Origin of the sequence: Methermicoccus shengliensis DSM 18856, from assembly GCF_000711905.1 — an archaeon.
Lineage (GTDB): Archaea > Halobacteriota > Methanosarcinia > DSM-18856 > Methermicoccaceae > Methermicoccus > Methermicoccus shengliensis.
Genome location: NZ_JONQ01000008.1, coordinates 80,967 through 107,356 on the forward strand (window position 1 = coordinate 80,967; position 26,390 = coordinate 107,356).

At 54.9% G+C, this 26,390-nt stretch carries 32 protein-coding genes and 1 other RNA gene; 23 read left to right on the forward strand and 10 right to left on the reverse strand.

The window, feature by feature from the left end; all coding sequences use genetic code 11:
• Positions 1-13: 13 nt before the first annotated feature.
• Entirely contained in the window at positions 14-1,054 is a 1,041-nt protein-coding gene (locus tag BP07_RS02565) for a histone deacetylase family protein (protein ID WP_042685243.1), read from the reverse strand.
• A 7-nt stretch (positions 1,055-1,061) separates the two neighbouring features.
• Complete coding sequence (locus BP07_RS02570) at positions 1,062-1,409, reverse strand: hypothetical protein (protein WP_042685245.1); 348 nt, start codon at positions 1,407-1,409, stop codon at positions 1,062-1,064.
• Positions 1,410-1,461: 52 nt separating this feature from the next.
• On the opposite strand from BP07_RS02570, the gene BP07_RS02575 reads away from it, so the two are divergent.
• From BP07_RS02575 to BP07_RS02630, 13 genes are all read left to right on the forward strand, one after another.
• A complete protein-coding gene (locus BP07_RS02575) occupies positions 1,462-1,965 on the forward strand; it encodes a deoxyuridine 5'-triphosphate nucleotidohydrolase (protein WP_042685247.1) in 504 nt (167 codons plus the stop codon).
• A 105-nt stretch (positions 1,966-2,070) separates the two neighbouring features.
• Positions 2,071-3,375, forward strand: coding sequence for a bifunctional hydroxymethylpyrimidine kinase/phosphomethylpyrimidine kinase (gene thiD, locus BP07_RS02580; protein WP_042685248.1), 1,305 nt, complete (start codon positions 2,071-2,073; stop codon positions 3,373-3,375).
• 75 nt (positions 3,376-3,450) lie between these two features.
• An RNA gene (gene rnpB, locus BP07_RS08340) (RNase P RNA component) lies at positions 3,451-3,736 on the forward strand.
• 184 nt (positions 3,737-3,920) lie between these two features.
• Positions 3,921-4,685 (forward strand): molybdate ABC transporter substrate-binding protein, encoded by a 765-nt coding sequence (gene modA, locus BP07_RS02585; RefSeq protein ID WP_042685251.1) that lies wholly within the window; start codon positions 3,921-3,923, stop codon positions 4,683-4,685.
• 23 nt (positions 4,686-4,708) lie between these two features.
• Positions 4,709-5,473 carry an ABC transporter permease gene (locus tag BP07_RS02590; RefSeq protein WP_052353227.1) on the forward strand — a complete coding sequence of 255 codons (765 nt, stop codon included), beginning with the start codon at positions 4,709-4,711 and terminating at the stop codon, positions 5,471-5,473.
• 40 nt (positions 5,474-5,513) lie between these two features.
• On the forward strand, positions 5,514-6,152 hold the full coding sequence (locus BP07_RS02595) for an ABC transporter ATP-binding protein (RefSeq protein WP_157203042.1): 639 nt from the start codon (positions 5,514-5,516) through the stop codon (positions 6,150-6,152).
• Entirely contained in the window at positions 6,149-7,051 is a 903-nt protein-coding gene (moaA, locus tag BP07_RS02600) for a GTP 3',8-cyclase MoaA (protein WP_042685258.1), read from the forward strand. The genes BP07_RS02595 and moaA overlap by 4 nt, the downstream gene beginning before the upstream one ends.
• A gap of 4 nt (positions 7,052-7,055) precedes the next feature.
• Positions 7,056-7,301, forward strand: coding sequence for a MoaD/ThiS family protein (locus BP07_RS02605; protein WP_042685261.1), 246 nt, complete (start codon positions 7,056-7,058; stop codon positions 7,299-7,301).
• A 4-nt stretch (positions 7,302-7,305) separates the two neighbouring features.
• Positions 7,306-7,716 carry a molybdenum cofactor biosynthesis protein MoaE gene (locus BP07_RS02610; RefSeq protein WP_042685262.1) on the forward strand — a complete coding sequence of 137 codons (411 nt, stop codon included), beginning with the start codon at positions 7,306-7,308 and terminating at the stop codon, positions 7,714-7,716.
• Positions 7,717-8,184: a cyclic pyranopterin monophosphate synthase MoaC gene (moaC, locus tag BP07_RS02615; RefSeq protein ID WP_042685264.1), complete on the forward strand. Its 468-nt coding sequence runs from the start codon at positions 7,717-7,719 to the stop codon at positions 8,182-8,184.
• Complete coding sequence (locus tag BP07_RS02620) at positions 8,157-9,314, forward strand: molybdopterin molybdotransferase MoeA (protein ID WP_042685268.1); 1,158 nt, start codon at positions 8,157-8,159, stop codon at positions 9,312-9,314. The genes moaC and BP07_RS02620 overlap by 28 nt, the downstream gene beginning before the upstream one ends.
• Positions 9,315-9,612: 298 nt before the next feature.
• Positions 9,613-9,951 (forward strand): hypothetical protein, encoded by a 339-nt coding sequence (locus BP07_RS02625; RefSeq protein WP_157203043.1) that lies wholly within the window; start codon positions 9,613-9,615, stop codon positions 9,949-9,951.
• A gap of 1 nt (position 9,952) precedes the next feature.
• On the forward strand, positions 9,953-11,257 hold the full coding sequence (locus tag BP07_RS02630) for a DNA methyltransferase (RefSeq protein ID WP_052353178.1): 1,305 nt from the start codon (positions 9,953-9,955) through the stop codon (positions 11,255-11,257).
• Here the strand turns inward: BP07_RS02630 and BP07_RS08295 are convergent.
• Entirely contained in the window at positions 11,243-12,130 is an 888-nt protein-coding gene (locus BP07_RS08295) for an MvaI/BcnI family restriction endonuclease (protein WP_052353179.1), read from the reverse strand. The genes BP07_RS02630 and BP07_RS08295 overlap by 15 nt on opposite strands.
• Positions 12,131-12,670: 540 nt before the next feature.
• Between BP07_RS08295 and npdG the strand changes: the two genes are divergently transcribed.
• The 6 genes from npdG to BP07_RS02660 all read left to right on the forward strand — a co-directional run bounded on the left by npdG (position 12,671) and on the right by BP07_RS02660 (position 18,241).
• Positions 12,671-13,345: an NADPH-dependent F420 reductase gene (gene npdG / locus BP07_RS02640; RefSeq protein ID WP_042685273.1), complete on the forward strand. Its 675-nt coding sequence runs from the start codon at positions 12,671-12,673 to the stop codon at positions 13,343-13,345.
• Entirely contained in the window at positions 13,332-14,606 is a 1,275-nt protein-coding gene (gene thiC / locus BP07_RS02645) for a phosphomethylpyrimidine synthase ThiC (RefSeq protein ID WP_042685275.1), read from the forward strand. Before npdG ends, thiC begins: the two co-directional genes overlap by 14 nt.
• A 178-nt stretch (positions 14,607-14,784) precedes the next feature.
• On the forward strand, positions 14,785-14,931 hold the full coding sequence (locus BP07_RS08735) for a hypothetical protein (RefSeq protein WP_157203045.1): 147 nt from the start codon (positions 14,785-14,787) through the stop codon (positions 14,929-14,931).
• A gap of 27 nt (positions 14,932-14,958) precedes the next feature.
• A complete protein-coding gene (gene cbpB, locus BP07_RS02650; protein WP_052353180.1) occupies positions 14,959-16,317 on the forward strand; it encodes a peptide-modifying radical SAM enzyme CbpB in 1,359 nt (452 codons plus the stop codon).
• A gap of 100 nt (positions 16,318-16,417) precedes the next feature.
• Entirely contained in the window at positions 16,418-17,047 is a 630-nt protein-coding gene (locus BP07_RS02655) for a DUF47 domain-containing protein (protein ID WP_042685278.1), read from the forward strand.
• Positions 17,048-17,056: 9 nt separating this feature from the next.
• Positions 17,057-18,241 carry an inorganic phosphate transporter gene (locus tag BP07_RS02660; RefSeq protein WP_042685280.1) on the forward strand — a complete coding sequence of 395 codons (1,185 nt, stop codon included), beginning with the start codon at positions 17,057-17,059 and terminating at the stop codon, positions 18,239-18,241.
• A 2-nt stretch (positions 18,242-18,243) separates the two neighbouring features.
• Here the strand turns inward: BP07_RS02660 and BP07_RS02665 are convergent, their stop codons facing one another.
• Complete coding sequence (locus BP07_RS02665; RefSeq protein ID WP_042685283.1) at positions 18,244-18,759, reverse strand: MogA/MoaB family molybdenum cofactor biosynthesis protein; 516 nt, start codon at positions 18,757-18,759, stop codon at positions 18,244-18,246.
• 6 nt (positions 18,760-18,765) lie between these two features.
• The gene (locus tag BP07_RS02670; RefSeq protein ID WP_042685863.1) at positions 18,766-20,922 is read right to left on the reverse strand and encodes an ATP-dependent DNA helicase; all 2,157 of its coding nucleotides are present in this window, start codon (positions 20,920-20,922) and stop codon (positions 18,766-18,768) included.
• Positions 20,923-20,984: 62 nt separating this feature from the next.
• Here BP07_RS02670 and BP07_RS02675 point away from each other — a divergent pair, with 62 nt between their 5' ends.
• The 3 genes from BP07_RS02675 to rd are packed head-to-tail and all read left to right on the forward strand — an operon-like array spanning position 20,985 to position 21,898.
• Complete coding sequence (locus tag BP07_RS02675) at positions 20,985-21,293, forward strand: DUF167 domain-containing protein (protein WP_052353182.1); 309 nt, start codon at positions 20,985-20,987, stop codon at positions 21,291-21,293.
• Positions 21,294-21,295: 2 nt separating this feature from the next.
• On the forward strand, positions 21,296-21,700 hold the full coding sequence (locus BP07_RS02680; RefSeq protein ID WP_052353183.1) for a toprim domain-containing protein: 405 nt from the start codon (positions 21,296-21,298) through the stop codon (positions 21,698-21,700).
• Between the two features lie 33 nt (positions 21,701-21,733).
• Positions 21,734-21,898: a rubredoxin gene (gene rd, locus BP07_RS02685; protein WP_042685284.1), complete on the forward strand. Its 165-nt coding sequence runs from the start codon at positions 21,734-21,736 to the stop codon at positions 21,896-21,898.
• A 2-nt stretch (positions 21,899-21,900) separates the two neighbouring features.
• On the opposite strand, the gene BP07_RS02690 is transcribed toward rd, so the two are convergent.
• From BP07_RS02690 to BP07_RS02710, 5 genes are read right to left on the reverse strand one after another with little or no spacing between them, the layout of a single operon-like run.
• Positions 21,901-22,749, reverse strand: a complete 849-nt coding sequence (locus BP07_RS02690) for a pantoate kinase (protein ID WP_052353184.1) — start codon at positions 22,747-22,749, stop codon at positions 21,901-21,903.
• Complete coding sequence (locus tag BP07_RS02695; RefSeq protein ID WP_042685290.1) at positions 22,724-24,106, reverse strand: dihydroorotase; 1,383 nt, start codon at positions 24,104-24,106, stop codon at positions 22,724-22,726. The genes BP07_RS02690 and BP07_RS02695 overlap by 26 nt, the downstream gene beginning before the upstream one ends.
• Before the next feature lie 6 nt (positions 24,107-24,112).
• Positions 24,113-24,430 carry a winged helix-turn-helix domain-containing protein gene (locus BP07_RS02700; protein WP_052353185.1) on the reverse strand — a complete coding sequence of 106 codons (318 nt, stop codon included), beginning with the start codon at positions 24,428-24,430 and terminating at the stop codon, positions 24,113-24,115.
• A 9-nt stretch (positions 24,431-24,439) separates the two neighbouring features.
• Entirely contained in the window at positions 24,440-25,318 is an 879-nt protein-coding gene (locus BP07_RS02705) for a hypothetical protein (RefSeq protein ID WP_042685292.1), read from the reverse strand.
• 32 nt (positions 25,319-25,350) lie between these two features.
• On the reverse strand, positions 25,351-25,671 hold the full coding sequence (locus tag BP07_RS02710; protein ID WP_052353186.1) for a hypothetical protein: 321 nt from the start codon (positions 25,669-25,671) through the stop codon (positions 25,351-25,353).
• Between the two features lie 252 nt (positions 25,672-25,923).
• Between BP07_RS02710 and BP07_RS02715 the strand changes: the two genes are divergently transcribed.
• Positions 25,924-26,352 carry a pyridoxamine 5'-phosphate oxidase family protein gene (locus tag BP07_RS02715; RefSeq protein ID WP_042685294.1) on the forward strand — a complete coding sequence of 143 codons (429 nt, stop codon included), beginning with the start codon at positions 25,924-25,926 and terminating at the stop codon, positions 26,350-26,352.
• Positions 26,353-26,390: the final 38 nt, after the last annotated feature.

Here is a 26,390-nt window from a genome sequence, read left to right on the forward strand (position 1 = left end):
GAGCTCCCTGTTGTCAGAGCTCCCAGTACTGTGAGAATGTTCGACGCACCTTTTCCTTGAGATGCCTCACAGAGGGGGGCACCTTCTCATCCATCTCGGGCACAAAGTGCTCTGGAGGAGATGGGTGCTCAGAGAGCATCTGCCGCAGCACCGCCCCCACAGAGCGAGCGAGGGCATCCAGATGATATCCTCCCTCCAGCTCGAATATCACTCCTCCTCCACAGCACTGCTCCGCGATGAAAAGGCATGTGGAGACCACTGCACATATTCCCCTCTCGGTGACATCCATGCGACCAAGAGGGTCGTATCTGTGGATGTCGAAGCCAGCAGACACAATCACCACATCTGGGGCATACTGAAGGGCGATGGGAAGCACCACATCCCTGTAAACAAGCGCATACTCCACATCCCCACTTCCCGCACTCATGGGCAGGTTCACGGTAAATCCCTCCCCGTCCCCCTCCCCTATCTCCTCCATGCTGCCAGTTCCGGGAAATATATGGGGGCAGTGGGTTGAGACGTAGAGCACGCTGGATGTGTGGTAGAAAATCTCCTGTGTGCCGTTGCCATGATGCTGGTCAAAGTCGACGATGAGCACCCTCGATGCCGCACGGCAATCGAGCACGTGCTGGGCAGCGATGGCAGGACTGTTGAGCAGACAGAAGCCCATGCCCCTATTCCGTGTGGCATGATGGCCAGGGGGCCTTACGAGGGCGAACACCTTTGCGCCCTCGAGCGCCCCCACAATCCCGATGAGCACTCCTCCAGCCGCAAGCAGCGCAGCATCCAGCGAGAAAGATGAGAGGGGGGTATCTGCATCGAGAGGTATGCCCTGCTCCACGAGCCCACGTAGCCTCTCGATGTAGTCCAAGGTGTGCACGGAAAGCACGCTCTCCATCGGGACGTATGCGGGCTCCACAAGCTCGAGTCTGTCCAAGAGGCCAGAGGCACCAAGGTGCTCCATCGTGTGGGAGAGCCTCAGCGGGCTTTCGGGATGATTGCCCGTGTCGTGCAGAAGATACCTCTCATCATAAACGAGCCCACAACGCCTCATCTTCCTCTCAGTACAACAGTATGTCCCTCCCCTTCTCTTCCTGCTTGGGCTCTGACCTCGACTCAACGGGGTTGGAAGGGTGTTCCCATCCCTTTATCATGGACTTGAACTTTATGATCTCCTCCACGAGAGAGCTTATGGTGGCTGCCATCTCCTTGCTGGTGGTCTCAAGCCTCTCCAGCCTGCCCTTTAGCTTCTCCACCTCATCCCCATCATAGCCAAAGGCTGGCCCACCCCACTTCCCCTCCTTTAGAGCCTGAAGCTCGGCTCTGAGCGAGGCGATTTCCTCGTCCTTCTGCCTTATGATGTTCTCCAGCCGCTCGATGAGTATGTCCCTCTCCCTCTTCGCATCCATCGCCATCCCTCTGGACATATGCTTTTTATTATCTTGGTATTTAACTCTCCCCATGCTCTCGAAGACCACACTCAAAAAGCTGGTGGAGGATGGACTCATCAGAGACGCTCCAAACATTGCCCTTCAGCTACAGCCCAATGGCGTGGAGCTCACGCTGAGCTCTGTGGAGCGCTTCACGGGGGTGGGCAGGCTCGCATTCGACAACTCTGAGAGGATAAATGCTCCCACCGAGAGCATCCCGTTCGACGAGGATGGCTGGGTATATCTCCCCCAAGGGGCGTATGTGGTGAGGTTCAACGAGGTGGTGAGTATTCCCCGTGGCTATGGCGCCCTTGCCAAGCCCAGATCGAGCCTGCTGAGAAGTGGTGCCACCCTTCACACAGCCGTGTGGGATGCGGGATACGTGGGAAGGGGAATGAGCCTGCTGATGGTGTACAACCCCCATGGGTTCTGGCTGAAAAGGAACGCACGGATTGTGCAGCTCGTGCTGTTTGTGCTCGATGAGGGAGCAGATGAGGTGTATCGAGGCGAGTATCTGGGCGAGGGAGTGGAGTGAGGGAGTTTTCGCAGTGTTGCTTACTTTGACACGATGCATCCATGGGGCTCGCAAACACATATAGCACATCCAAATCCTTTTAACGTCCACAGATGACTTTCTCCCATGCTCACCCTTCTCACGATAGCGGGCTCAGATTCTGGAGGTGGGGCTGGCATTCAGGCAGACCTGAAGACGTTTGCGGCGCTGGGTGCCCATGGCGTGAGCGTGATAACTGCCACCACTGCCCAGAACACCCTTGGCGTCAAACACGTGCACCACATTCCCACAGAGCACGTGGCAGCCCAGCTGGAGGCGGTGCTCGAGGACTTCGATATAAGGTGGGCAAAGACGGGTATGCTCCCCACAGAGGAGTGCATCGAGCTCGTGGCGCGCCACGCCAACGAGCTTCAGCTGGTGGTGGACCCCGTGGTGTATGCGCAGAGCGGTGCAAGGCTCATAGGAAACGATGCCTTAAAAGCGCTGATGGAGCTGCTCACACGGTGTGCGGTTGCCACCCCCAACATAAGGGAGGCCGAGATGCTCTCTGGCATCAGGATAAGAGACGAGCGGGACGTGCTCGCTGCTGGCAACGCCCTTCTGGACATGGGCGTGCCGACAGTGGTAATAACTGGAGGACATCTTTCTGGCTCAGACTACCTCTTCAGCCCAGAGGGAACACATGAGATAGGAGGCAATCTCATCGAGGGGGGGACGCATGGCTCTGGATGCACATACTCCGCAGCCCTCGCGTTCTATCTCGCAAGCGGGCTCTCCATGGTGGATGCGTGCGAAAGGGCAAAGCGGTTCGTGGTGAATGCCATCCGCTTCAGCCATTCATCGCTGGGAGGGGGCACAAGTCCCGTAAACCAGATGGGTGAGCTTCGGATGACCGCAGAGCGCTATACCGTGCTCTCTGATGTCAGAAGGGCGGTGGGCATGCTGACGTCCCATGAGGGCTTCGCATCCCTCATTCCCGAGGTGGGCTCCAACATAGGCATGGCAATCGAGCTGGCAGAGAACGAGGGGGATGTGGCTGCGGTGTGTGGCAGAATCGTCAGAGCCAGAGGACTGGCGAGGGCGTGTGGTGATGTTGAGTTTGGAGCCAGCGGACACGTTGCCCGCATGATTCTTGCCGCAATGAAGGTATATCCCGACCTTAGGGCAGCGATGAACATCAGATACTCGGAACCCGTGCTCGATGCGTGCATGGACATGGGACTTACGATGGGCAGCTTTTCCAGAAAGGACGAGCCAGAGGGTGTCAGCACGATGGAGTGGGGCATCACGAGCGTGCTCTCTCGAATGAAGGCCGATGTGGTGTATGATGGCGGTGATGTGGGCAAGGAGCCTATGGTCAGGCTGTTTGGGAGGTCCGCCACAGAGGTCGCCAAGAGGGCGCTGAGGATAGCACAGAGTGTGAGACGATGAGCAGGGCAAGGACAAGATTGAAAGGCATTCAGAGGTCAAAATGCTTATAAACATGGGCGGCAACCATATCATTGTGAGAGAGGAAGGGCGGCTCACGCACCGAAAGGTGTGAGGAAAGTCCCCCCACCGTTTGGACGCGCGGGCGTCCGCAAGGGCGCAGGGCGAGAGTCCTGGCAATTGCACAGAAACGCCACCGCCCCTCATGAGGGCGATGATTCCGAAAGGATGAGGTCGTGAGGCGGCGGATGAAACGGCAAACCCCGCGGGTGCAAGTGGGGAGTATGGTGGACGTCCAACCACCACCCCGTTGTACGCTAAGCCAAATGCCGCCAGAACAGAAGGGGGCTTACTCTCCTCACTCACACTCTTTCATTCACATTTGCTCTGGCGTCTTTCACGCCCTCACTCTTGAAATAAAAATCCAAATGGCACTTGGCAGCACGTCCCTACCATTACACCTCAACTGCGCTCCTCCGTGTAAACCTGAATCACTTTACATAGGGGGTGCAATAAAGCATTTATACTTGCCATCCCTACGCCCCCATATGCGACCGCTCTACGTACTCGTGGGCATGCTACTTCTCACCGCCCTCGCCCATGGATGCGCCGAAAGACCAGAGCAAACGCTCACGGTGCTTGCTGCGGCATCGCTGACAGAGCCCTTTGAGGAGATTGCACATGCGTTCGAGCACGAGCATCCCGGGGTGAGGGTGGAATTGAGCTTTGCATCATCGGGTGCGCTTCGCTCACAGATCGAAAGTGGGGCAGTGGCAGATGTGTTCGCCTCTGCGAGCGCTGAACATGCAGAGGCACTCGTCAGGGAGGGGCTCGCCTCATCCTCAAAGACGTTTGCATACAACAGCGTGGTGGTGGCTGTGCCCCCCAACGGCAGGGTGCACTCCCTCTCTGACCTCGCAGAGAGGGGAGTGAGGGTCGTGATCGCCAGCGAGAATGCGCCCATTGGCAGGTATGCGAGGGAGGTGCTCTCGAGGCTCAATAGCTCAGGGCTGTACGGGAAGCAGTTCGAGGAAAGGGTGCTGAGCAACGTGATTTCCGAAGAGGACACCACCAAGCATGTGTATGCAAAGGTAGTGCTCGGTGAGGCGGACGCTGCATTCGTGTATCGCACCGACATCACCAACGAAACTGAGTTCATCCAGATACCAAAAGAGTACAACGTGCGTGCCACCTACGAGATTGTGGTGCTCGATGACACCAACCCATACGCAGAAGAGTTCGAAGAGTTCGTGCTCTCGCCAAGGGGACAGAGCATACTTGCCGCATACGGGTTCGAGGGGGCAGGCTCGTGAGGCTCTCCGCTGGAGCTGTGGGCATGTGGGTGGTACTGTGTCTCGTGGCTATGTACTTTGCCCTGCCGTTGCTCTCGGTAGTGCTCAAGGTCAGCATGGAGGGTTTTCTAACATCGCTCCTCAGCCCCGTCGTGCTGAGCTCCCTCAGGCTCAGCCTCTTGACCTCCACCACGTCCCTTGGACTCTCGATGCTCTTTGGCACCCCGGTGGCATACATGCTCGCACGACGGGAGTTCGTGGGAAAGAGAGTTCTCGAAACACTGCTCGACCTTCCCCTCGTGATACCTCCTGTGGTGGCAGGTATCGCGCTGCTCATGGCATTTGGAAGGATGGGGGTGCTGGGCTCATACCTCCATGCCCATGGGGTGAGCATAGCATTCACAACCGTGGCAGTGGTCATGGCCCAGACGTTCGTGGCTGCCCCGTTCTACATAAAGTCTGCAAAGGCAGGGTTCTCTGGCGTGGACAGACGGCTCGAGCAGGCCGCCCGCACCCTCGGTGCAGGGCAGGTGCACACCTTTTTCTCGATTACGCTGCCGCTCTCGCTCCCATCGGTGCTCACCGGGGCACTCATGACATGGGCGAGGGCTCTTGGAGAGTTTGGAGCCACCATCATGTTTGCGGGAAACTTCATGGGGAGGACGCAGACCATGCCCCTTGCCATATACTCCAGCCTGCAGAGCAGCCTCGATAGTGCGCTAACGCTCTCCGTCATCCTGATGGCTCTCTCGTTCAGCATACTCATGACGGTGCGCATCGCTGCACGGAGGGTGGAAGCAATTGCTTGAGGCGGTGCTCGAAAAAAGGAGGGGGGATATACACATCCGCATGAGGCTCTGTGTGAGGCGGGGTGTGCTCGCCCTCGTGGGACCGAATGGAAGCGGAAAGACCACCACACTGGACATGCTCGCCGGGCTCATACAGCCTGACCATGGAAGAGTGGTGCTGGGAGGGAGGGTGCTGTTCGACTCTGAAGAGGGCGTAAACGTGCCCCCAGAGCACAGAAACGTGGGCTACATCTTCCAGAACTACGCCCTGTTTCCCCACATGAGCGTGCACTCCAACGTGGCGTTTGGTCTAAAAATGCGCGGTATTGAGAGAGCACGTGCGTGTGAGCGCACAGATGAGGTGCTGGAGCTGCTGGGAATATCTCACCTTGCGAGCAAAAAGCCACGCGAGCTTTCTGGAGGCGAGATGCAAAAAGTGGCGCTTGCGAGGGTGCTCGTGCTCACACCAAGGCTGCTGCTGTGCGATGAGCCATTCTCGGCAATGGACAGCACTGCAAAGCACATGGCAAGGGCAGAGCTCAAACGGGTGCTAAAGGAGCTCGACATTCCCGCCGTGCTCGTAAGCCACGACCCGCAGGAGGTGGAGTCGCTCGCGGACAGCGTATGCACAATGAGTAGGGGCAGGGTAATGCACACCAAAGGGCACGAGAAGTGCGTGCATGAGGAGGGGATGAGATGAAAGCTCCAGCACCGATGGTGGACCCATACGGAAGGACAATCACCAGCCTGAGAGTGTCCCTCACCGAGCGGTGCAACCTCAACTGCATATACTGCCACAGAGAGGGGCATGTGTGCTCCGGGCGTGAGCTGAGCTGCGAGGAGGTCGTCAGGGCATGTGCCGCGGGATTCTCGCTGGGAATCAGAAGGCTCAAGCTCACGGGAGGGGAGCCCCTGCTGAGGGATGACCTGTGTGAGGTGCTACGTTCACTTCCACCCTTTGAGGATGTCTCGCTCACCACCAACGGCACGCTGCTGTCCTCAAGGGCATGTGAGCTCAAGGATGCTGGGCTTCACAGGGTCAATGTCAGCCTCGACACCCTCGACCCCAGCACATACAGACGCATCACGGGAGGGGGTACTCTGAAGAGTGTGATGGAGGGCATCGAGAAGGCAGTTGAGTGCGAACTCACGCCCGTAAAGCTCAACATGGTGCTCCTCAAGGGAATAAACGACTCTGAGGATGCCCTGAGGGACATGCTGGAGTTCACGCATTCTCTTGAGGGCTCGGCAGTGCTCCAGCTCATAGAGCTCATACCCATAAACGGACTCAATGGTCTCAAAGGGGACCTTGCGGCAGTGGAGAGCGTGCTCGAGCAGCGAGCAAGCCTCGTGTGGGAGAGAAGGATGCACAGAAGGAGAAGGTACCTCGTGGATGGGGTGGAGGTGGAGGTGGTGCGCCCCATGGATAACACCCTGTTCTGCAGGTACTGCAACCGCATTCGCCTCACCGCAGATGGAAAGCTTAAGCCCTGCCTGCTCTCTGAGGAGGGGCTGGTGGACATAAAGGGCCTCGATTTGGAGGGTGTGAAAAGGGCATATATGAGGGCAGTGAAAAACCGAAGGCCATACTACAGGTGAGAGAATGAAGGTAAAGGTGTACTACTTTGCTCAGCTCAGGGAGCTCGCAGAGAAGGAGTGTGAGGAGGTGGAGCTCGAGAAGGGGGCAACGCTCGAAGAGCTAAGAGAGGCGCTCGTGCGTATCCATCCAGAGCTCTCTCCGCTCAAAAAGCACATGCTGTTCGCCATTGGTAAAAGGCTCGCCCAGAGCGGCAGCGTGCTCGAGGGCGGCGACGAGGTGAGGGTGTATCCGCCCGTGTCCGGAGGATGACACCATGGAGAAGGTGATGCTCACGAAGAATGAGCTTCCAATTGAAGAAGTGCTGTGCAGCTTGGATGCCACCACTGGTGCGGTGGTGAGCTTTATCGGCATCGTAAAGGGGATGGTGAAGGGCAGAAAAGTAAAGTGGATCGAGCTTGAGGTGGACGAGGAGGTTGCCCTGCACAGGCTCGAGGAGATCAGGCAGGAGGCGCTCAGTCGATATGCCATTCACGATGCCATTATTGCGCATCGCCACGGCAGGCTCGGTGTTGGAGAGGGTATAGTGCTCATTGCCACCCTTGCAGAGCACAGAGAGGCGGCCTTTGAGGCATGCAGATACATCATAGAGGAGCTAAAGCACTCGGTGCCCATATGGAAAAAGGAGTGTACCGAGGATGGCGAGTACTGGGTGGAGGGAGTATAGATGGGAATGGTGGATGTGGGAGAAAAGCCCCTCGTGAACAGAAGGGCAGTGGCTCGGGGGGTGCTGAGGCTCAAGCCCAGCACGATTGAGGCGATAAGGAGAGGGAGCGTGAAAAAGGGAGATGTGTTCTCGATATCCGAAGTTGCCGCCATTCAGGCCGTAAAGGGCACACCCCATCTATTGCCACTGTGCCACCAGATACCCATAACGAGCATCGACGTGCGGTTTACGCTGCTCGAAGATGGCGTGGAGTGCACGTGCGCCGTGAGTGCACGCTACCGGACTGGAGTGGAGATGGAGGCCCTCTGTGGTGTGAGCATGGGGCTGCTCAACATATGGGACATGGTAAAGTACCTCGAGAAGGACGAGGAGGGACAGTACCCGTATACCCGCATAGAGAATATCGAGGTGGTATCCAAGCACAAGGAGCAAGGAGGAGTATGGCAGCAAGGAAGAGGGAGAGAGTGAGCCTCTCTGAAGCGACAGAGCTGATGAAGAGAGAGGGTGTCGCCTTAAGACAGAGGCTGGGAAGTGAGAGACTGGCGGTGTGGCAAGCGCACCTGAGGGTGCTTGCGAGCGATGTGTGTCTCGAGAGAGATCTTCCCCCATGGGACATCGCCACGATGGATGGCTTTGCGCTGTCCTCCTCATCGGACTATCCCCTCAAGATATGTGGAAATGTGTATGCTGGGGATGCGTGTCCCCCACCCCTCAAAAACGGCGAGGCGGTCAGAATAGCCACTGGAGCGCCCCTGCCATGCGGCGCCGATGCCATCCTCAAGATGGAGGATGCAATTGTGAGGGGCACGGAGGTGAGGGGACCTCCTGTGCATAAAGGAAGCTATGTGCTTGCCAAGGGCTCTGACCTCAAAAAAGGGATGGTGCTAAAGGCAGGGGTGGTGCTCGACTGGCGAGCAATGGCCTTGGCCGCTGCGTGCACGCCCTTCGTGGAGGTGGTCAAAGCACCCAAGGTGGGCGTGCTCTCGAGCGGAGATGAGATTCGGAGAGGGGCGGTGCCAGATACCAACGCATCCATGGTGTGCGGGCTTCTTCGAGGGCTGGGAGCACAAGCCCTCCACCTTGGTGTGCTGCCCGATGAGCCCCGCACATGTCAGACGATGCTTGAGAGCGTATCCGATGAGGTGGACGTGCTGGTCACCATAGGGGGTGCCTCCGTGGGCGAGCGCGACTACGTGTGGAGGGTGCTCGAGAGAACGGTGTTTCGGGGAGTTGGTGTGCGCCCTGGTAAGCCCCTCACCCTTGGATACGTGCACGACACGCCCCTCGTGTGCCTTCCGGGAAAGCCCATTGGAGCATACACCGCCATGAGGCTGGTGGTATCCCACCTCTTTTGCACCCCCTCCACCACGACGTGTACCGCGAGCATGGGATGTTCTGTGGACATACCATCGGATGGCTTTCAGTATGTGCTCTACGGGCATCTGTCCAATGGCATCTTCACACCCATTGGAGTCGTGGGCAAAAAGTACAGCGTCTCGGTGGTCTCTGCGATGCTCTCTGGCATGATGTGCGATGGCTATGTGCTGCTCGATGAGCCCGTCGATGCGGGAGATAATGTAGAGGTCTCTCTGATGTAGCCTCTGGATAGCTGAAAGGCCTAATTATAGTCGAAAAAATAAAGCTATCTGTAGCCTTTCCATCTCTCAATACCCTCATCCCATCTCATCCAGTCTTTCAAAATTTCCCTGTAGAGGAAAACTTAAGAAAATCTTTTGAATAATTCAATTAAAGTCTTTGCTAGGGCTTTCTCTCATGTCCTTTTTGCTCTTTGTCTTGTAAATCTCCATTATTCTCTACCTTGAAAAATCTGCAAAAGAGTAGAGCAAAAATCACTCGCAGGATCTAACGAGCGCAAAATTTATAAGCACAGTGGGTATGCTGGTATCTGGGTATGTGGGTATGGGGTTAAAAAGGCTCGATGAACCCAGCGAAATTAAAGAGTTTATCAAAAAGGTTAGGGCAGATTTGGGAAGAGATAACAACATCGACAGTGATGCTTTAGCCGTTTGGACATTTAACAGGCTTCCAAAGTTCTTTTGGGACGGTTGGAAGGAAGAGCTGAAGGTAATGGGTGTCAAATGGCAACTGTTTTTAAAGATAATGCGAATGCACACTGATGACTTTATCAAGTGGGTGCTCTATGATAAAATGAGCTGGGATGAGGTTGTTGATAGGGTGATTTCAACGATTGAGCAGTATAGTGATGGTGAGTGAAATGGAGAAAAAGCTCGACAACTTTCTCAAAAAAGCACCAAGGCTAGAAAAACTTGGTGAGAACAAATATCGTGACCCGAGCTGGGATTTCACGAGGGCAGATACAAAAATCCTTTCACACGGCTTTCACAGTTATCCGGCGATGATGATCCCACAGGTTGCAAGGAAATGTATCGAACTATGGGGAAAAGAAGCTAAGTACATTCTCGACCCATTTATGGGAAGTGGGACGGTTCTCGTTGAAGCTAAAATCCATGACATAAACTCATTCGGTTTCGATATTAATCCTCTTGCTGTTCTCCTCGCAAAAGTAAAAACAACTCCAATCGACACCAAAATTTTAAAACAAGAGTTTGAGAGAATTGTAAAAAGGACTGAAGAAAAAATCCAAAGGTTCAGAAAGGGCGAGCTCAATGTTGAAATTCCAAATTACTACAACATTGACTACTGGTTTAAACCTGATATTTCTAAACAGCTCGCTCTTCTGAAAGAGGAGATATGGGCCATAGATGACGAAAATGTAAGAGACTTTTTTAAGGTTGCATTTAGTGAGACGGTAAGGTACGTGAGCAACACGAGAAATTCTGAGTACAAACTTTATCGCATTCCTGAAAGTAGATTAAATGGTTGGAGTCCGGACGTTTTTCATACTTTTAAAGACTATGCAGAGAGAAACATAAGAAAAATGGGCGACTTTTACAGAATTGCGAAGGATAAGAGGGCTTTTGCAAAACCAATGCCACACAATGTTATAGAGCCAGTGGAGATTGAGAATGTTGATATGATACTTACTTCACCTCCCTACGGTGACTCTCGGACAACAGTGGCTTATGGACAGTTTTCTCGGTTATCACTACAGTGGATGGACTTTGATTACGAACTTGTTCGTAATATAGACAGAATTGCCCTAGGGGGGAAATCAGCAAAGTCTCTAATGCACTATGTCCCCTCAGAAAAACTCAATGTCGTTTTAGAAAAAATTGCTGAGATTGACGAGAAGAGAGCAAGAGAGGTGTTAAGCTACTTTATAGACTTCTACAAAGCTAGCAAAATCATTAACGGCTATTTAAACGAAGGAGGGGTTGTTGTCTTTGTAGTTGCAAATAGAACTGTGAGAGGGATCCAAATCCCTACTGACGAAATTTATGTGGAGATTTTTGAGAGCTTTGGGTATAGGCATGAAGTCACATATCTTCGTGCGATTCCAAACAAAAGAATGCCTCACAAAGTCTCTCCGAGCAATAAAAAAGGAGAAACAGTAAGTACAATGGCATTAGAAAACATTGTTGTACTAAAGAAGCAGTAACAGTATTGATATAAAGTCCGTTATCTTTCTATCTTTTTCTCTTGTATCTTTATCCTCGATTATTATCGGGTTATCACAGTTAATATCATTTGGAATGTCATCGTTCAACAGGTCAATTTCACGAGCATAGAGCTTGAGGACATCTTTCTTTTTGATCCGCCAGCCAGTCCCATGATTATGCGGCTTGCCGTCTTTATATCGCCCAAAACGAATATCCAGCGCTATTTGCCCTTCTTGTACCAGTTCTATAAATCTTTTTTCACTAAACCCAGTGTAAAGCTTCGCACTTTTCAGCTTGAATTCCTCTCTATCATCAACTGTTCTGCTTTCTGCCTCAATTATTAAAAGGCATCCCTTCAATTTCTTTGAAATTCTTTGTACAATTTCGTCAACAAGGTAAGCAACAACAACGTCACGTGGAAGATTCTGATTTATGCCTACAAACTCTCTTCTTGTCACCGCACAGACCATCTCTGTTCCATTGATTTCTCTCACTTCGAGTTTGAACTGCTGGGCATTTGAAGTGTAGTGTGTTGCATATACTGTGATATGAAAAACAGGGCCACCGTTTTCAAAGCCTGTCTCACCGAAAGTTGCTACGAGATCATCGAGTGTCCAATTCACATTTCTCCACTCTTTCGGTGGTTCAAAGGTTATGAGTGTGATCATACTTTGAGTATATTCTCGTGAGCTCTTCACCTCGATTCCGCCGACATCTGGCAATTGTAAATTGTTTTCAGGGATTCCTAATAGATCTTCAAAGGTTTTCCCAATACCTGTGTCCCTACTTCTTCTTGAAGGTATCCATCCGAGCTCTTTTATCTCTAAAAGCCGTCGTTTTAAGTCTTCTAATGACCTTATCTCACTCGCCATCGACAGCACCCGTTGTGAAGTTTGTTTAATTGGACTCATAAAGTTAATGATGTAAAGTTGGAAAATCAACAATCATAAGTACTGTATGAAGTGAACAAACACATATATGAACTTTGGATTTTTCTCCGCTTCTCCCGCAAGTTTCCCTACCAAGCGCTTAAATGTGGCTATCCTTGGGCTCTCGATAGCCTTTCCATCCCCTACTACCTTGCCAGGGAGAGGGTTATAAAATATGGGTCCTCTTCCACTAAGACACCTACATATTTTGTGGGCTCCTTAGAGGCTCCTTAGAAAGAGAGTGACGTAGTGTCGTAATGATGGTGAAAAAATGAAGACTGTTTGAAATATAAAGAATAATCCTGTCGGTTCTGTTAACTTAATAATTCTCTTATTGCCCGATACAGTTGTCGCACCTCTCCTTGCTATCAGCCAACTTTAAAACCTTTCAGTCAAAATGATAACCACAGTGGCACATCTCGACGAGGAGCTGTACGGCATCTGAGGTTAGCTTTAAAAGAGATGTATTTGCAAGGAGTGCACATGAAGATTGCTCTCATCGGCGGCACTGGCGGCATTGGCAGGGGATTGGCGTATAGGTGGAGCACGAAGCACGAGGTAATCGTGGGCTCAAGGAAAATTGAGAAGTCGAAGCGGGCGTGCGAGGACTACAAAAGATGCCTTGAGGAGGCCGGGATAACGCAGTGCAAGCTGCTCACCAGCACCAACTCCATGGCAGCCAGTGAGGCTGACGTGGTGCTGGTATGTGTGCCCTTTGAGCACGTGAGAGATGCGCTCGAGGAGGTTGTGGACCAGCTCGAGGGCAAGGTGGTGATATCCCCCGTGGTCCCCATGAGAAAAGAGGGCGAGAGGATGGTGTATGAGCCGCCAGAGGAGGGCTCTGCTGCGATGTTCATGCGAGCCCTGCTGCCTGAGAGCACATCCCTTGCCGCAGCGTTTCACAGCGTTCCCGCCAAAAAGCTCGCAGACCTCAGGGAGACACGCACGTACGATGTGGTGGTGTGTGGACAGGAGCGTGCAAAGAGGGTGGCATTTCAGCTGGCGAGGGATGCCGAGGTGCTGAGAGCACTGGATGGTGGTGGGCTCGAGAACGCCCATCTTGTCGAAAGCCTTACTCCCCTGCTCATAAACATCGGAAAATACAACAGCCTTAAGAATGTTGGATTGAGATTCATCTCAGACCATGACACTGATTGAGGATGCGAGGGCTGGCAGGATAGAGGGGAGGATTGCTTCCCTCGCTGCCAGCGAGGATTTTCCCCCAGAAAAGCTGGCGCGGCTCATCGCATTGGGCCGCGTGGTCGCACCGTGCAGTGATAAAAATGCCGAGAGGGAGCGAAGGCTCGCGTGCATCGGCGAGCACATGGGCATAAAAGTGAATGCCAATGTGGGCACCTCAAAGAGCGCCTCATCGCTCGCGGAGGAGGTCGAGAAGGCGAAGGTTGCCGAGAGATACGGTGCCCACACGGTGATGGATCTCTCCACTGGGGGCGATGTACAGGCCGTGAGAAGGGCAATCCTGAGGGAAGTTCACATACCCGTGGGCACCGTGCCCGTGTACGAGCCCTTCATCGAACGGCATCCCGCCGAGGTGGACGCCGATGAGTTTCTTTCAGCCGTGGAACGGCATATCGATGATGGGGTAGACTTTCTCACGATACACGCGGGAATAACGAAGGAGAGCCTTGTCCACATCGAAAGAAGCGAGCGGGTGCTGGGCATTGTCTCGAGGGGAGGAAGCCTCACTGCGTGGTGGATTGCCGAGACAGGGGAGGAAAACCCCTATTACAGCCAGTTCGACTACGTGCTCGAGATGTGCAAACAGGAAGACGTCACCATATCCCTCGGAGATGCCCTGCGTCCTGGCTGCCTCGCAGATGCCTCGGACAGGGGCAAGTTCTCGGAGTTCATAATCCTCGGTGAGCTGGTCAGGAGGGCAAGAAAGGCGGGCGTGCAGGTGATGGTGGAGGGACCTGGACACGTGCCCCTCGACGAGATAGAGCTCTCAGTGAAGGGGATGAAGCACCTGTGTGATGGGGCACCCCTCTATCTCCTCGGTCCCGTCACCACGGACGTCGCTCCTGGGTACGACCACATCACCAGCGCCATAGGGGCGGCAGTTGCGGGAATGTATGGTGCAGACTTCATATGCATGTGCACAGCTGCCGAGCACCTCGCATTACCATCCGCCGATGACATCAAGGAGGGCACCATAGTGACGAGGATTGCAGCCCACGTGGCAGACATCGTGAGGCTGAGGGAGAGGGCAAGGGCATGGGATGACGACATGGCAAGGGCAAGGGCTAGGCTCGACTGGGCACGACAGTTCGAGCTTGCCATGGACCCGGAAAAGGCTGTGCAGATACACTCGAGGAGCAGGGATTCCGACGTGTGCTCCATGTGTGGGGAGCTGTGTGCCGTCAAGACATGGAAAAAGTACATGGATGAGCGAAGATAGAGGGTACTGGCTCGATTGAGGAGGACGGTGCCTATTCATCACACCTATATCCAAATTTACGAATAAATAAACTCTAATTGCGGACTTTTGATAACTACAAAACCAGTTTACCAATAAATCAAATTAATTTTAGTTAAATAAAGTAAGTTTTTTATAGTTTGTATTGCCACCATATAGAATGCCCCGCTGGGGCAAGGAGTGGAGAACCATGGAAAAGGACAGCAGGACACTGGTAATGTACCGAATGGACTGCAGCGAGAGCAGTGGGGGACTCTCCCACTACATCATCTACGGAGACATACCAAAGGAAAAGACGGGCTTCTAAGCCCGTCCCTTTTTTGGAGGGTAAAAGATGCACTACAACACTGGTGAGAATCCAAGACTTACGATGTGTGATGTCAATGATGAGTGGACGGTGGTGATAGACCCGGATACAATGTTCTGGGCACTCATATCAAATAAGAGAGACCTGCAGACCACCCTCAGGGACGAGGTAATACCAAGGTACCTCGAGGTCAAAGATGTGCTTGCAGAGGAGATGAAGAAGTTCAGGTTCGAGGTGTTTCCCACTGCGGTTTACTTCAACGCAGTGGACAGGTGCAACGCTGACTGCCTCTACTGCTACATCCCCAAGCCGCTGAGGAGCACGGGCAGAAAGATGAGCACGGAGGAGATAAGGACTGCACTGCACAGACTGCAAGACTACTTTTCCCAGTTCGAGATGGATGGCAGAAAGCCCGTGGTGGTATTCCATGGCAGCGAGCCCCTGCTCGTAAAGGACAGCCTGAAGGAGGTGATAGACGAGTTCGATGGCGTGTTTCACTTTGGCATTCAGACTAACGGGACGCTCCTCGAGCAGGAGGACGCCGAGTTCATAATGGAAAGGGGGGTGAGCATTGGTCTGTCGCTGGACTCACCAGACCAAAAGACCAACGACCACATACGGAAGCTGATGGGTGGAGGGGGCACATATGAAAAGGTGACAAGAGCAATCGAATGGTTCGATGGCTATGAGGGGCTCAACGTGGTGACCACGATAACGAAGTACAACGTGGAGCATTTGCCCCAGATGGTGGACTTTCTCCATGAGCGTGGGGTGAGGGCAGCGCTCATGAACCCCGTGAGGGGCACACAGCCGCCAGCGGTTCAGGCAAGACCAGATATTGAGAAGCTCACGAGGTTCTTCATCGCCGCGGTGGAGAGGGCAGTGGAGCTCACGAGGTCGTCTGGGCGCCCAATCGTCATTGGAGACTATGCAAACCTCGTGCTGGGCATCGTGGCACCCCTTGGGAGAAGGCTGATGTGCGATATCACGCCCTGTGGAGGGGGAAGGCGGTTCTTTGCCATCTCGGCAGATGGAAATATCGTTCCCTGCGGCGAGTTCATAGGATTCGAGGAGTTTAGGGGAGGGAATGTGCTCGCCTCCCAGAGGGACATAGAACGCGCACTGGATTCCGAGCCGTTTAGAAAGGTGAGGGCAAGGGTGGTGGAGCACATAGAGCACTGCAGCACATGCGCCTTCAGAAATATCTGTGGTGCCCCATGCCCAGCCGAGGTGTACGCGGTGGAGGGAGATATGATGCACAAGAGCCCATACTGTGAGTTCTTCGAGCACATCATACGACATGCGTTTGTGCTCATAGCCCGCGGGGATGCAAAATACGTTATAAAGGAGAAAGATTTTGACTATAAATATAAAATAATGGCCTGAATGCTGGCATCTGCCCCCTTTGGGGGCAACATGGCAACATAGCCCAAGTGGAAAGATTTATCTAATAGTGTGCATAGGGCACGATGGCTCGGTGGGCGCTATGGGATTTAGAGAGTGGATCATCCCCAAGAACTACGTGTTTTTCGACCTTCTGGAAAAGGAGGTGAGCAATCTCGTATCTGGGGCAGAGGCTCTGCTGGAGCTTCTCACGAACTATGAGAACATAGAAGAGAAGAAGAGTAAAATCAAGCACATCGAGCATGACGGAGACCACATCACCCACCAGATATTTGAGGAGCTGAACGTCGCATTCATCACGCCCCTCGACCATGAGGACATCGCTCATCTCTCGTCCAAGCTGGACGATATCCTCGACCACATAGACGAGGTGGCGAGGATGCTGGTCATATACGATATCAAGGAGCCGAGGGAGAACATGCTCGAGCTGGCAAGGATAATCCTGAACTCCACGAAAGAGCTCGAGAGGGGCATAAGGGGCCTAAGACACATGAAAAATCCCAGAGAGGTCGAGGCGTGCTGTGTGGAGACCAACAGGCTGGAGGACTACGCAGACGAGCTGTTCGAGCTGTGCATGCTCGATGTGTTCAACACGCAGGACGTGATTGAGCTCATAAAGCTGAAGGACATCTATGAGAGGCTCGAGCAGGCCACAGATGCGTGTGAGGATGCGGCAAACACCATCAGCGACATTGTATCCAAGCATGCGTGAGGCGTGAGCATGGTGGGCGCTGAGGTTGTCATTGGGGCGATAATCTTTCTCGCCCTCATCTTCGACTTTCTCAATGGCTTTCACGATGCTGCCAACGCCATTGCAACGGTGGTCGCCACCCGCGTGCTCACACCCCTTCAGGCAGTTGGGCTTGCCGCCACCTTCAACCTCCTGGGTCCGCTCGTGTTCACCACCGCCGTGGCCAAGACAGTGGGCAGGGGTATAGTGGTCCCAGATGTGATTACCCTCTCGGTGCTGGCAGCCACCCTCATCGGGGCGATTTCCTGGAATCTAATCACGTGGTGGTTCGGGCTGCCCATCTCGAGCAGCCACAGCCTCATTGGAGGGCTAATCGGAGCTGCAGTGGCTGCCAACGGGTGGGGTGTGGTGTATCTTCCCAGCACGTCCCTGCTCGCATCCCTCCTGTTCTACTCCCTGCTCGCCGTTGCCGTGTGCTGTGTGGGATGGCTCACCATCCACAAGGTGCTGCACATAGACATAAGCAACCGCACGGTGCTCATCGGCGTGCTGCTCGGCTTTGCCGTCGGGATACCCATGATCACACTCACTGGCAGGATTCCCGTGGGTGGTATATCGGCGGTTGTGCTGTTCATGGCAGTGGCTCCCATACTCGGGCTCTGTGGCGGGTTCTTTGTGGCATCGCTCGTCATAAGGCTGTTCAGACGATATACCGCCGAGACCATGAACAAATACTTCAGAAGGCTTCAGCTGGTATCCGCCTCCTTTTACTCGCTCACCCATGGTGCCAACGATGCCCAAAAAACGATGGGAATCATCACCCTCCTGCTGTTTTCACAGGGAATGATACCCTCGTTCGAGGTGCCTGTGTGGGTCATCCTAAGCGCATCTGGAGCCATGGCTCTGGGCACATTCTTTGGTGGATGGCGCATCGTGGCAACGATGGCAAAGAGGGTCACAAAGCTCAGGCCATATCAGGGATTCTGTGCAGAGAGCACTGGGGGGATGGTGCTCGCCCTCATGGCAGTGTTTGGTATCCCCGTGAGCACCACACAGGTGATCTCGGGCTCCATCATGGGAGTGGGGATGACCAAGAGCCTAACATCGGTGAGATGGGGCGTGGCAAGGCAGATAGTGGGGGCATGGATACTCACAATACCAGCGGCAGCAGTGGTGGGTGCCCTTGCAGAGTTCACAATCTCGACACTGTTCTAAACCTACTCTCTCGCATGTCTGATAACGTGTCCCACCTCACACAGTATGAGCTTTGAGAGGGCAAGCTCCACCGCCTTCGAGGAACCAGGAACACAGAAGATTGCCTTTCCAGAGCACACCCCGGCAGATGCCCTCGAGAGCATCGCCGCCGTTCCCACCTCATGGAAGCTGAGAAGTCTGAACAGCTCACCAAACCCTGTGACGGGTTTGTGATACCACCTTTCTGCCCGCTCTATCGTTATGTCCCTCGAGGTCAGCCCAGTGCCACCTATGAGCAGCAGCACGTCATCCTCTCCCGAGAGAAAGTGCTCTATCACCCCATCTATCATGCGCTCATCGTCAGACACGAGCACGTAAGAAGCGGTATGCCCAGCCCCCTCGATGAGTTCTATCGCAAGCCTGCCAGAGCGGTCATCTGGTGGAGGTGTGGTGCACCTTCCATAAGACGCGTATCTCGAGGTGCTGCACACGCACACCACAAACCTCAGCGACCCCCCTACTGGCCTATGGGTCATCATACCACCTCAAAACTCACCGAGCTTCCTCTGAGGGGGCTGCACGCCCTCACCTTTCACATCGATGCCAAGCAGCAGCTTCTTGGCAGTTCTTTCGCCTATTATCCTTGCCACCTCCTCTGGGTTGTGTGCGAGGGCATCGGGCGTCCTGTATCCAGCGTCGTACAGCCTTCTCGCCCTCACCCTTCCTATGCCCTTGAGCCTCACGAGGGGTAGCAGCTCCTGCCTCACACCATACTGCATTCTCTTCTCAATCACGGATGCAAGCCCATGGGCATCGGCGTGGAGGAGCCTCGCAAGCTCTGTCAGCGCATGGGCGAGCCAGCGTGCGGTCTCCACGAGGGCTCGAATGTCCCCAGGTCCCATCCGATAGCGGGAGCACAGCGCATCCTCTGGAACCTCGTCCATCCACTCGAGCAGCACCCTTGCGGTCTTTACCTCCCGAACAAAGGCATCGTACTCCCCGCTCTCCATTGGCGGGATACGATAGAACTCGTGGGCATGCTCCTCTATGTAGGCCTCCACATCATCGAACTCACTGCTCCTGACATACAGGGTGCGCATATCGGGCGTGGAGCACAGCACGTGCACCAGCGTGAGGGGAGTGGGCTCTATGGAGGACATCAAGCACCGCACCATCCTGTGGGCACTCAATGGGTCGATGTACAGCCTCGACACCTTTTCACCGAGGGGTGTTGCCACCAGCACGCCGCTCTCCTCTGTGAGCATTCCCATCTGCTCTAACACCCCTATCACCGAACTTATCACGAACGAGAGGGAAAAGCCCTCCTGCTGGCACATGTACAGCGTGCCCCTCATGAACTCCACCACGCCATCGAGGCTCTTGGCAAACCCCGAGGCAATGAGGGACAGGATGTGAGAGCGAAGCACGCTCTCGCTTGCCAGCTTGGAGGTTATGCGCTCTGGCTCTCCCCTCACATATGTCTCCATGAGGTATGCAGCCTCGTCCTGAGATTTTGCCACGAGCACCGCCTCCCCGTATGGGTCGAGGAATGGTCTTCCAGCCCTCCCGGCCATCTGTTTGTACTCGAGCACGGGAATGGGGATGCTCCCGTACGCCGGGTCGTATCTTCTATAGCCCCTTATGATTACCATCCTCGCAGGGAGGTTCAGTCCAAATGCGAGGGTGGGGGTGCTCACCACACACTTGATATGCCCCGACCGAAAGCCCCTCTCCACGATGGCGCGGTGCTGGGCATCGAGCCCAGCATGGTGAAATGCAGCACCCCTCCTCACACATGCCGCAAGCTTTCTCACGAGCAGCACGTCGCTCGTGCTCTCGATCTGGTCAGCCATCTCGCCCACCGCTTGCTCATCCTCTTCAGAGAGGGTTCTCTGTGTGGTGCTGGCAACCCTCTTGGCACAGCTCTCGGCGTTCTGGCGCGTGGACTCGAACACGAGGCACTGCCCACCCTCACTCACGGTGCTCTCCACAAGGCTGGAGATTGGCTCTGCTCCCCCTTTGAGCTGCCTCATCGTACCATCCGAGAACTCGACCACCCCATCGAGAAAAACACCCTCCCTTAAGAGCACTGGACGCCAATCACTGACCACGAGGTTCGCATCCAGCCAGCGTGCGACTTCCTCGGGATTGGCAACAGTTGCAGAGAGGGCCACAATCTGCAGGTGGGGCAGCATTGCCTTGAGCTTTGCCACCGTCATCTCGAGGGTGGGTCCCCGTGTGGGCGAGTCGATGAGGTGCACCTCGTCCAGCACCACACATGTGAGCTCCCCTATCCACGAGGCACCATTTCTGATGAGCGAGTCCACCTTCTCGCACGTTGCCACTATGATGTCGTGCTCCCCAAGCCCCTCATCGCGCACATCGAAGTCTCCCGTGGATATGCCCACACTTATCCCAACTGAAGAGAGCTTTGAGAACTCTGCATGCTTTTCTGCTGCAAGGGCTCGAAGGGGCACGATGTAGAGTGCCTTTCCACCCTCGAGAATGCTTCTCACCATGGCAAGCTCGGCGATGAGGGTCTTTCCAGATGCTGTTGGTATGGCGGCGAGCAGGTTCTTGCCCTCAAGCAGCCCAGCATTAATCGCTTCCTCCTGTGGAGGATACAGCTCCACGATTCCCCTGCTCCTGTATATCTCAAGGAGAGCCTCTGGAAACGCATACCCACACTCTGCTATCCTCATCAGCTCACACAGCTGCATGATGTGCAATAAGCCTTTTCTTCACTGAGCACAGATGTGGAACAATGGACGCAATGGAGGCAATCAGAAAAACGGATGATGGCGTGCTCCTCGATGTGGAGGTGAGCCCGTCCTCCAAGAGGACTGAAATTCCCGCTGGATATGATGCATGGCGCAAAAGGATAGTGGTGAAAGTGGCAGCACCTCCACGGGGGGGCAGAGCCAACACCGAGCTTGTGAGGGAAATCGCCCGAAGGCTTGGAGTACCCACATCCAGTGTGAGAATCGTGGCAGGAGAGGCGAGCACAAAGAAGACCATCAAAGTTCTGGGAGTGGAGCCCGGCACAGTGTACACCGCCCTTTTTGAGGGGTGAGCATGGAAGAGCCAAGGGACGAGAGGATAAGAAGGTTGCTCTTGACCCTCGAGGAGCTCCTTGCTCGCTCTGAGGAGGGTGTGCCTATCGTGGTGGAGGGAATAAAGGATGTGAGGGCACTTAGAGCCCTCGGCGTAAAGGGAGAGGTGAGGTATCTTGCAAGGGGGCCAGTGAGCGAGTTTGCGGAGAGGCTGGCAAGGCACTATGGGGAGGTGGTGGTGCTCACGGACTGGGACACCACGGGGGACAGACTCTCCCAGAAAATATCCCGCAGCATGAGGGCGTTTGGGTGCAAGCCCGACACGAGGATACGCGGACGGTTCAAGCATCTTGCTGGCAGGGAGTGTAAGGATGTGGAGGGGCTCTACAGGCTCTTCGTGAGGATATGGGAATCGAAAGAGCTATAAGCGATATGAATAACCCATGTTGGAGGTTCGCCCATGCTCAAGTGGATTTGCACTGTTTGCGGTTATGTGTATGATCCAGAAGAGGGAGATCCAGACGCGGGCATTCCTCCAGGTACGCCTTTTGAGGGCCTTCCAGACGACTGGGTATGCCCAGTGTGTGGAGCCACTAAGGACTCGTTTCAGCCCCTCGAGGAGTAGCCCTATCCAAGCCCTGCCCGCTGCGTGCTCAGATAGCACACATGTGGGGTTCCAAACTCCTCCAGCGCCCGTGGTACGCCCAGCGCAAACACACACTCGCCGAGCATCGCCATCGAGCATAAGCCCCCCTCTGCCTCCACTGCCTCCATCACATCGAGCACCCACGGAGTGGCAAGCCCACTCTCACGTGCAAAATCCCGAGAGAGTCTGAAAAACTGCTCGAGAGTGGGCTTTTTCAGCATCTGCCTCAATGCCCACCTCCCAAGCCGCCCGATTTTAGAGGTGTCCATCTCCGTGAGCACCTCGGAGGTGTCCATCCTGCCCCTTGCCACATACGATATAATGGCAGGGGAGGTTGGGATACAGTCCACCTCGCCAATCGGGGGAATGCCCGGCTTGAGTCTCATCACGAGCCCACCAGTACACTGGGCAACCACATCACCCAGCCCCGTCCTGCACTCCACCTCGCTGCAGTGAGCAGCAGTGAGAATCTCCCGCATCGTCTTTGGCGTTTTGAGATGCTGGCATGCCGCCATGCATGCAGAGAGGGCAAACGCACCGCTCATACCAAGCCCGCACCCCACAGGGGCATCCGAGTACAGATGCACCCCCACACCCTCTATCCCCAGCATTGCAAGGGCTCTCTCCACAACCCTGCAGCTCACCTGCTTGCCACGATAGCTCGTGCCATGGCCCGCCACCACACACCCTCCCCGCTGGGACAGGGTGATGCCACAGCCCACAGAACCGCTTTTCCTCGCATCTTCCTCCATATGGGGTGCAAAGAACCCCGTGATGTGGGCTGGCGCATGTGCCCTCGAGGTGCTACTGTGCCCCATCTCCATCTCCATACTGTGCCCCATCTCCACATCCACCCGGGATGACCCACCTTCCCCTCCCCTTTTCCCCCACCACATCCTCATTTCTGATGCGGTCGAACACCACCTCCCCCCTCGACACCGTGAGCATGGGAAACACTGCCTCCATGCCCTCAAACGGGCTCCACCCAGCCTTGCTGTGGAGCACCTCGGCATCAATCTTCTCCGGTCTCTTCATGTCAAACAGGGCTATGTCCGCATCATAACCAAGCGCAATCCTCCCCTTACCCTCGATGCCGAACAGACTGGCTGGCCTCGTGCACAGGGCATCCACCAGCCTATGGAGGGACAGGCGGTTCTCCCTCACACACATCAGCATCAGGGGAAGCAGCGTCTCCACGCCCGGAAGCCCAGATGGAGCATCGAACACGTGCTGCTCCTTTTCCGCCAGCGTGTGGGGGGCGTGGTCAGAGGCAAGAACATCTATCGTGCCACTTCGAAGAGCAGCCCACAGCGCCCGCACGTGCTCCTCTGACCTCAACGGAGGGTTAACCTTCGCCCTTGAGCCGAGCCTCTGGGCGTGCACCTCTGAGAGCAGCAGGTGATGGGGCGTGACCTCGCACGATGCCCGCATGCCTATGTACTTGGCATTTCTGACCATACCCACACCATCACGCGTGCTCACATGGCAGATGTGCAGCCTGAGCCCCCCAATGGAACGGGCGATGTTGACCACGTCCATCACCGCTCTCGCCTCGGCGGCTGGAGGGCGGGCGAGCATGTGATACATCGTCTGGTCTCCTCTCGCCTCTGGCTCACACCTCTCGATGGTGCGCATGTCCTCGGCATGCACACACGCTGGAAGACCGAGCCGTGCTATCTCCTCCAGCGCAGCCTTGAGCACCTCCATCTCCAGAGCCCGTGCATTGGTGGACTCGCCCATGAATATCTCGCCAAACGCCATCACCCCTGCGTGCGCGAGCACGTCGAGCTTTTCCATGTTATCCTCCACCACCCCTCCGTTGATTCCAAAGTCCACTATCGAGAGCCTTCTCGCCCTTCGAAGCTTCTTCTTGAATGAGCGCCCATCGACGGTGGGGGGTGTGGTGTTGGGCTGGTCTATCACGGTGGTGATGCCCCCTGCGGCAGCAGCACACGAGCCCGTGTACCAGCTCTCCTTGTGGGTGTGTCCGGGGTCTCTGAAGTGCACGTGCACATCTATGCCACCTGGAAGTGCCACAAGCCCCCTTGCATTCACCTCCACCTCCGCCTGCTCGTGGGGCACTGCTCTTGCGAGCTTTACTATCTTCCCATCCCTCACCGCTATCTCCAGCTCGCGCAGCTCGCCCTCACAGAACACCTTGGCACCCCTTATCACAAGGTCGAGCATACACACTCACCGATACCTGATGTAGTGCACCCCCCTCGGAGTGAGGTCCACCACATCCCCCTCGAGCTCCACATAGAGTGCGCTCCTTAGCATCTCGATATGGAACCTGAGCTGCGTGGAGGGTATGTTGAGGCGTTGGGATAGCTCCTCGAGCCCCATTGGTCTGTCCCTCAATGCCTCGAGTATTCTCCTTCTTGCCGGGTTCTGAAGGGCTGCGAGCCTGAGCCTGTGGTCTTCGGTGATGTCCCGTATGGCTCCGCTCTCCTCCAGCTCCCTCATCCACGCCTCACACTGCTCCTTGGACATGCTTCTCACATCTCTCATGCTCCCACCTCACACCAGGGGTTCAGTGAGCAGCAGCTCAGGGTCCACCGCATCTATGCTCACCACAACCACATCCCTTCCCTCGAGCTGAGTACTCTCCATCGTGTACACCGTGAAGTTGCCGCTCGCCATCCCGCTCTGCACACGGGAGGTGAGCGAGTCAAGGAGGCTCTCGGATGGCTCGAGATAGAATGTCCACCTCTCTGAGAGTGTGCCGTTTGGATGCAGCCCCATGTAGTAGATGGTGCCATCTGGAGCTACGCCCACCACCTGCATCGCATCCTGCGCCGTATCCCACGTGACCTCAAAGAGCTCAGCGTACTGCCCGAGTGCGGTATCGTTGTGGTCGCTTAGCCTGTCTATCGTGGCATTCACCAGCTCCCTCTCAGGCGAGTACACGATGGGGTCTCCGAGCACCGTGTAGCCAGCCGGGTTGATGCGCTCTATCACGGTGTACCTCTTGTAGGTGCTCGCATTGAGGTAGTTGAAGCTGAACGTCTTTGGACGGATGTAGTGCATCTCGAGGCTCGAGCCGTTCCCATACTGGGCGATGTATGCCCTCTGCACATTTGAGAAATACAGAGGATAGGGATAGAGCTGGGAAAGCTGTGTGGAGAGGTATGTGCCAAGAGGCGTACCCTCTGCCCTGCTGGGATCGAGGAACACCGCACGCACCACCCCAGAGGGCGTGATGTTGAGACAGTGCTCTAAGGAGTCAAAAGAAGCATAAACGAGCCTTCCAGGTACATTGAACGTACCCTCTTCTGTGGGCGTGGGCTGAGTGTCCACGGGTCCCTTGCTGCTGTCCAGCAGACCTATGCCAATGACCCACAGCGTGGATATCACCATGATGGCCACCATGAAATACGAGGCGAGTCTTGTGTTCATCGTATCACCCCATGCATGCTCCCTATTTCAACTCACCGATACACGCGCTTTGACAGCTCCTCCATTGCCTGGTTCGTTCTCTCCACCATCTTGACCATCTGGGTAGAGAGGCTCTCCTCAATCGAGTCCAGCGCGAACTTCATGGAGCTGTGCCTCTTTTCCATGTCCTGCTCCATCCTTCTGAGTCTCATCTCTATGCTGAGTATCATGCCCGCAAGCGCTCCCACCATGAGCATTGCAGAGACCACGATCACGCTATCCGAGGGGCCGAACCTCGTGAGCCACGTGTGGGTCAGCACAAAGGCAGAGACCACCATCACGGCAGAGAATATGTAATCCTTGAGGTCCATCATACAATCCGCATTGGCTCCCAGATTATAAATACTTGCGGAGGCATGCGGGGATGGCGAGCACTGCCAAAAGCAGCACCTCATCATATGCGGGCATCCCTTTCTCCTCGGGGGCTGCTCATCTGATGGCTCATTGCTGTTGAAATCAGGCTAAGGTGGGATTGAAAGTTAGTAGAAACGCTTATATATCTTTTCTGCTATGTTTACTAAAATCAGACCACGTAGGATTGAAAGAAAACTAAAAGGAGGGAGGAGATGGAGTTCAAGGATTGTATAGAATTCGCCAATCGGGTTAAGACCAGTTATCTTGCCACCGTGGACGGAGACCAGCCTCGGGTAAGGGCCTTAGAGATGTGGTTTGCCGACCAGACCGGCTTTTACTTTCAGACCCAAACGGTAAAGGCCCTCTACAGGCAATTGAAGAAGAACCCCAAGGTGGAGGTATGCTTCTGGGATCCTCAGGAAGGGAAGATGCTAAGGGTAAGCGGGACTGTGGAGTTTTTAGACGATTTGGAACTGAAGAGAAGGTGCCTTGAGGAAAGGAGTTTCCTCAAGCAGATGGGAATAAAAGGCCCAGATGACCCCCTGCTTGCCGTTTTCAGGATAGCCAAAGGCGAGGCCTTCTTCTGGACCATGGAGTGGAGCATGAAGGAGGACCAAATTCCAAGGATCACGTTCGGTTAATCGAATAAATAACAAGGAGGCTGGAGGCAAGTTGAAAT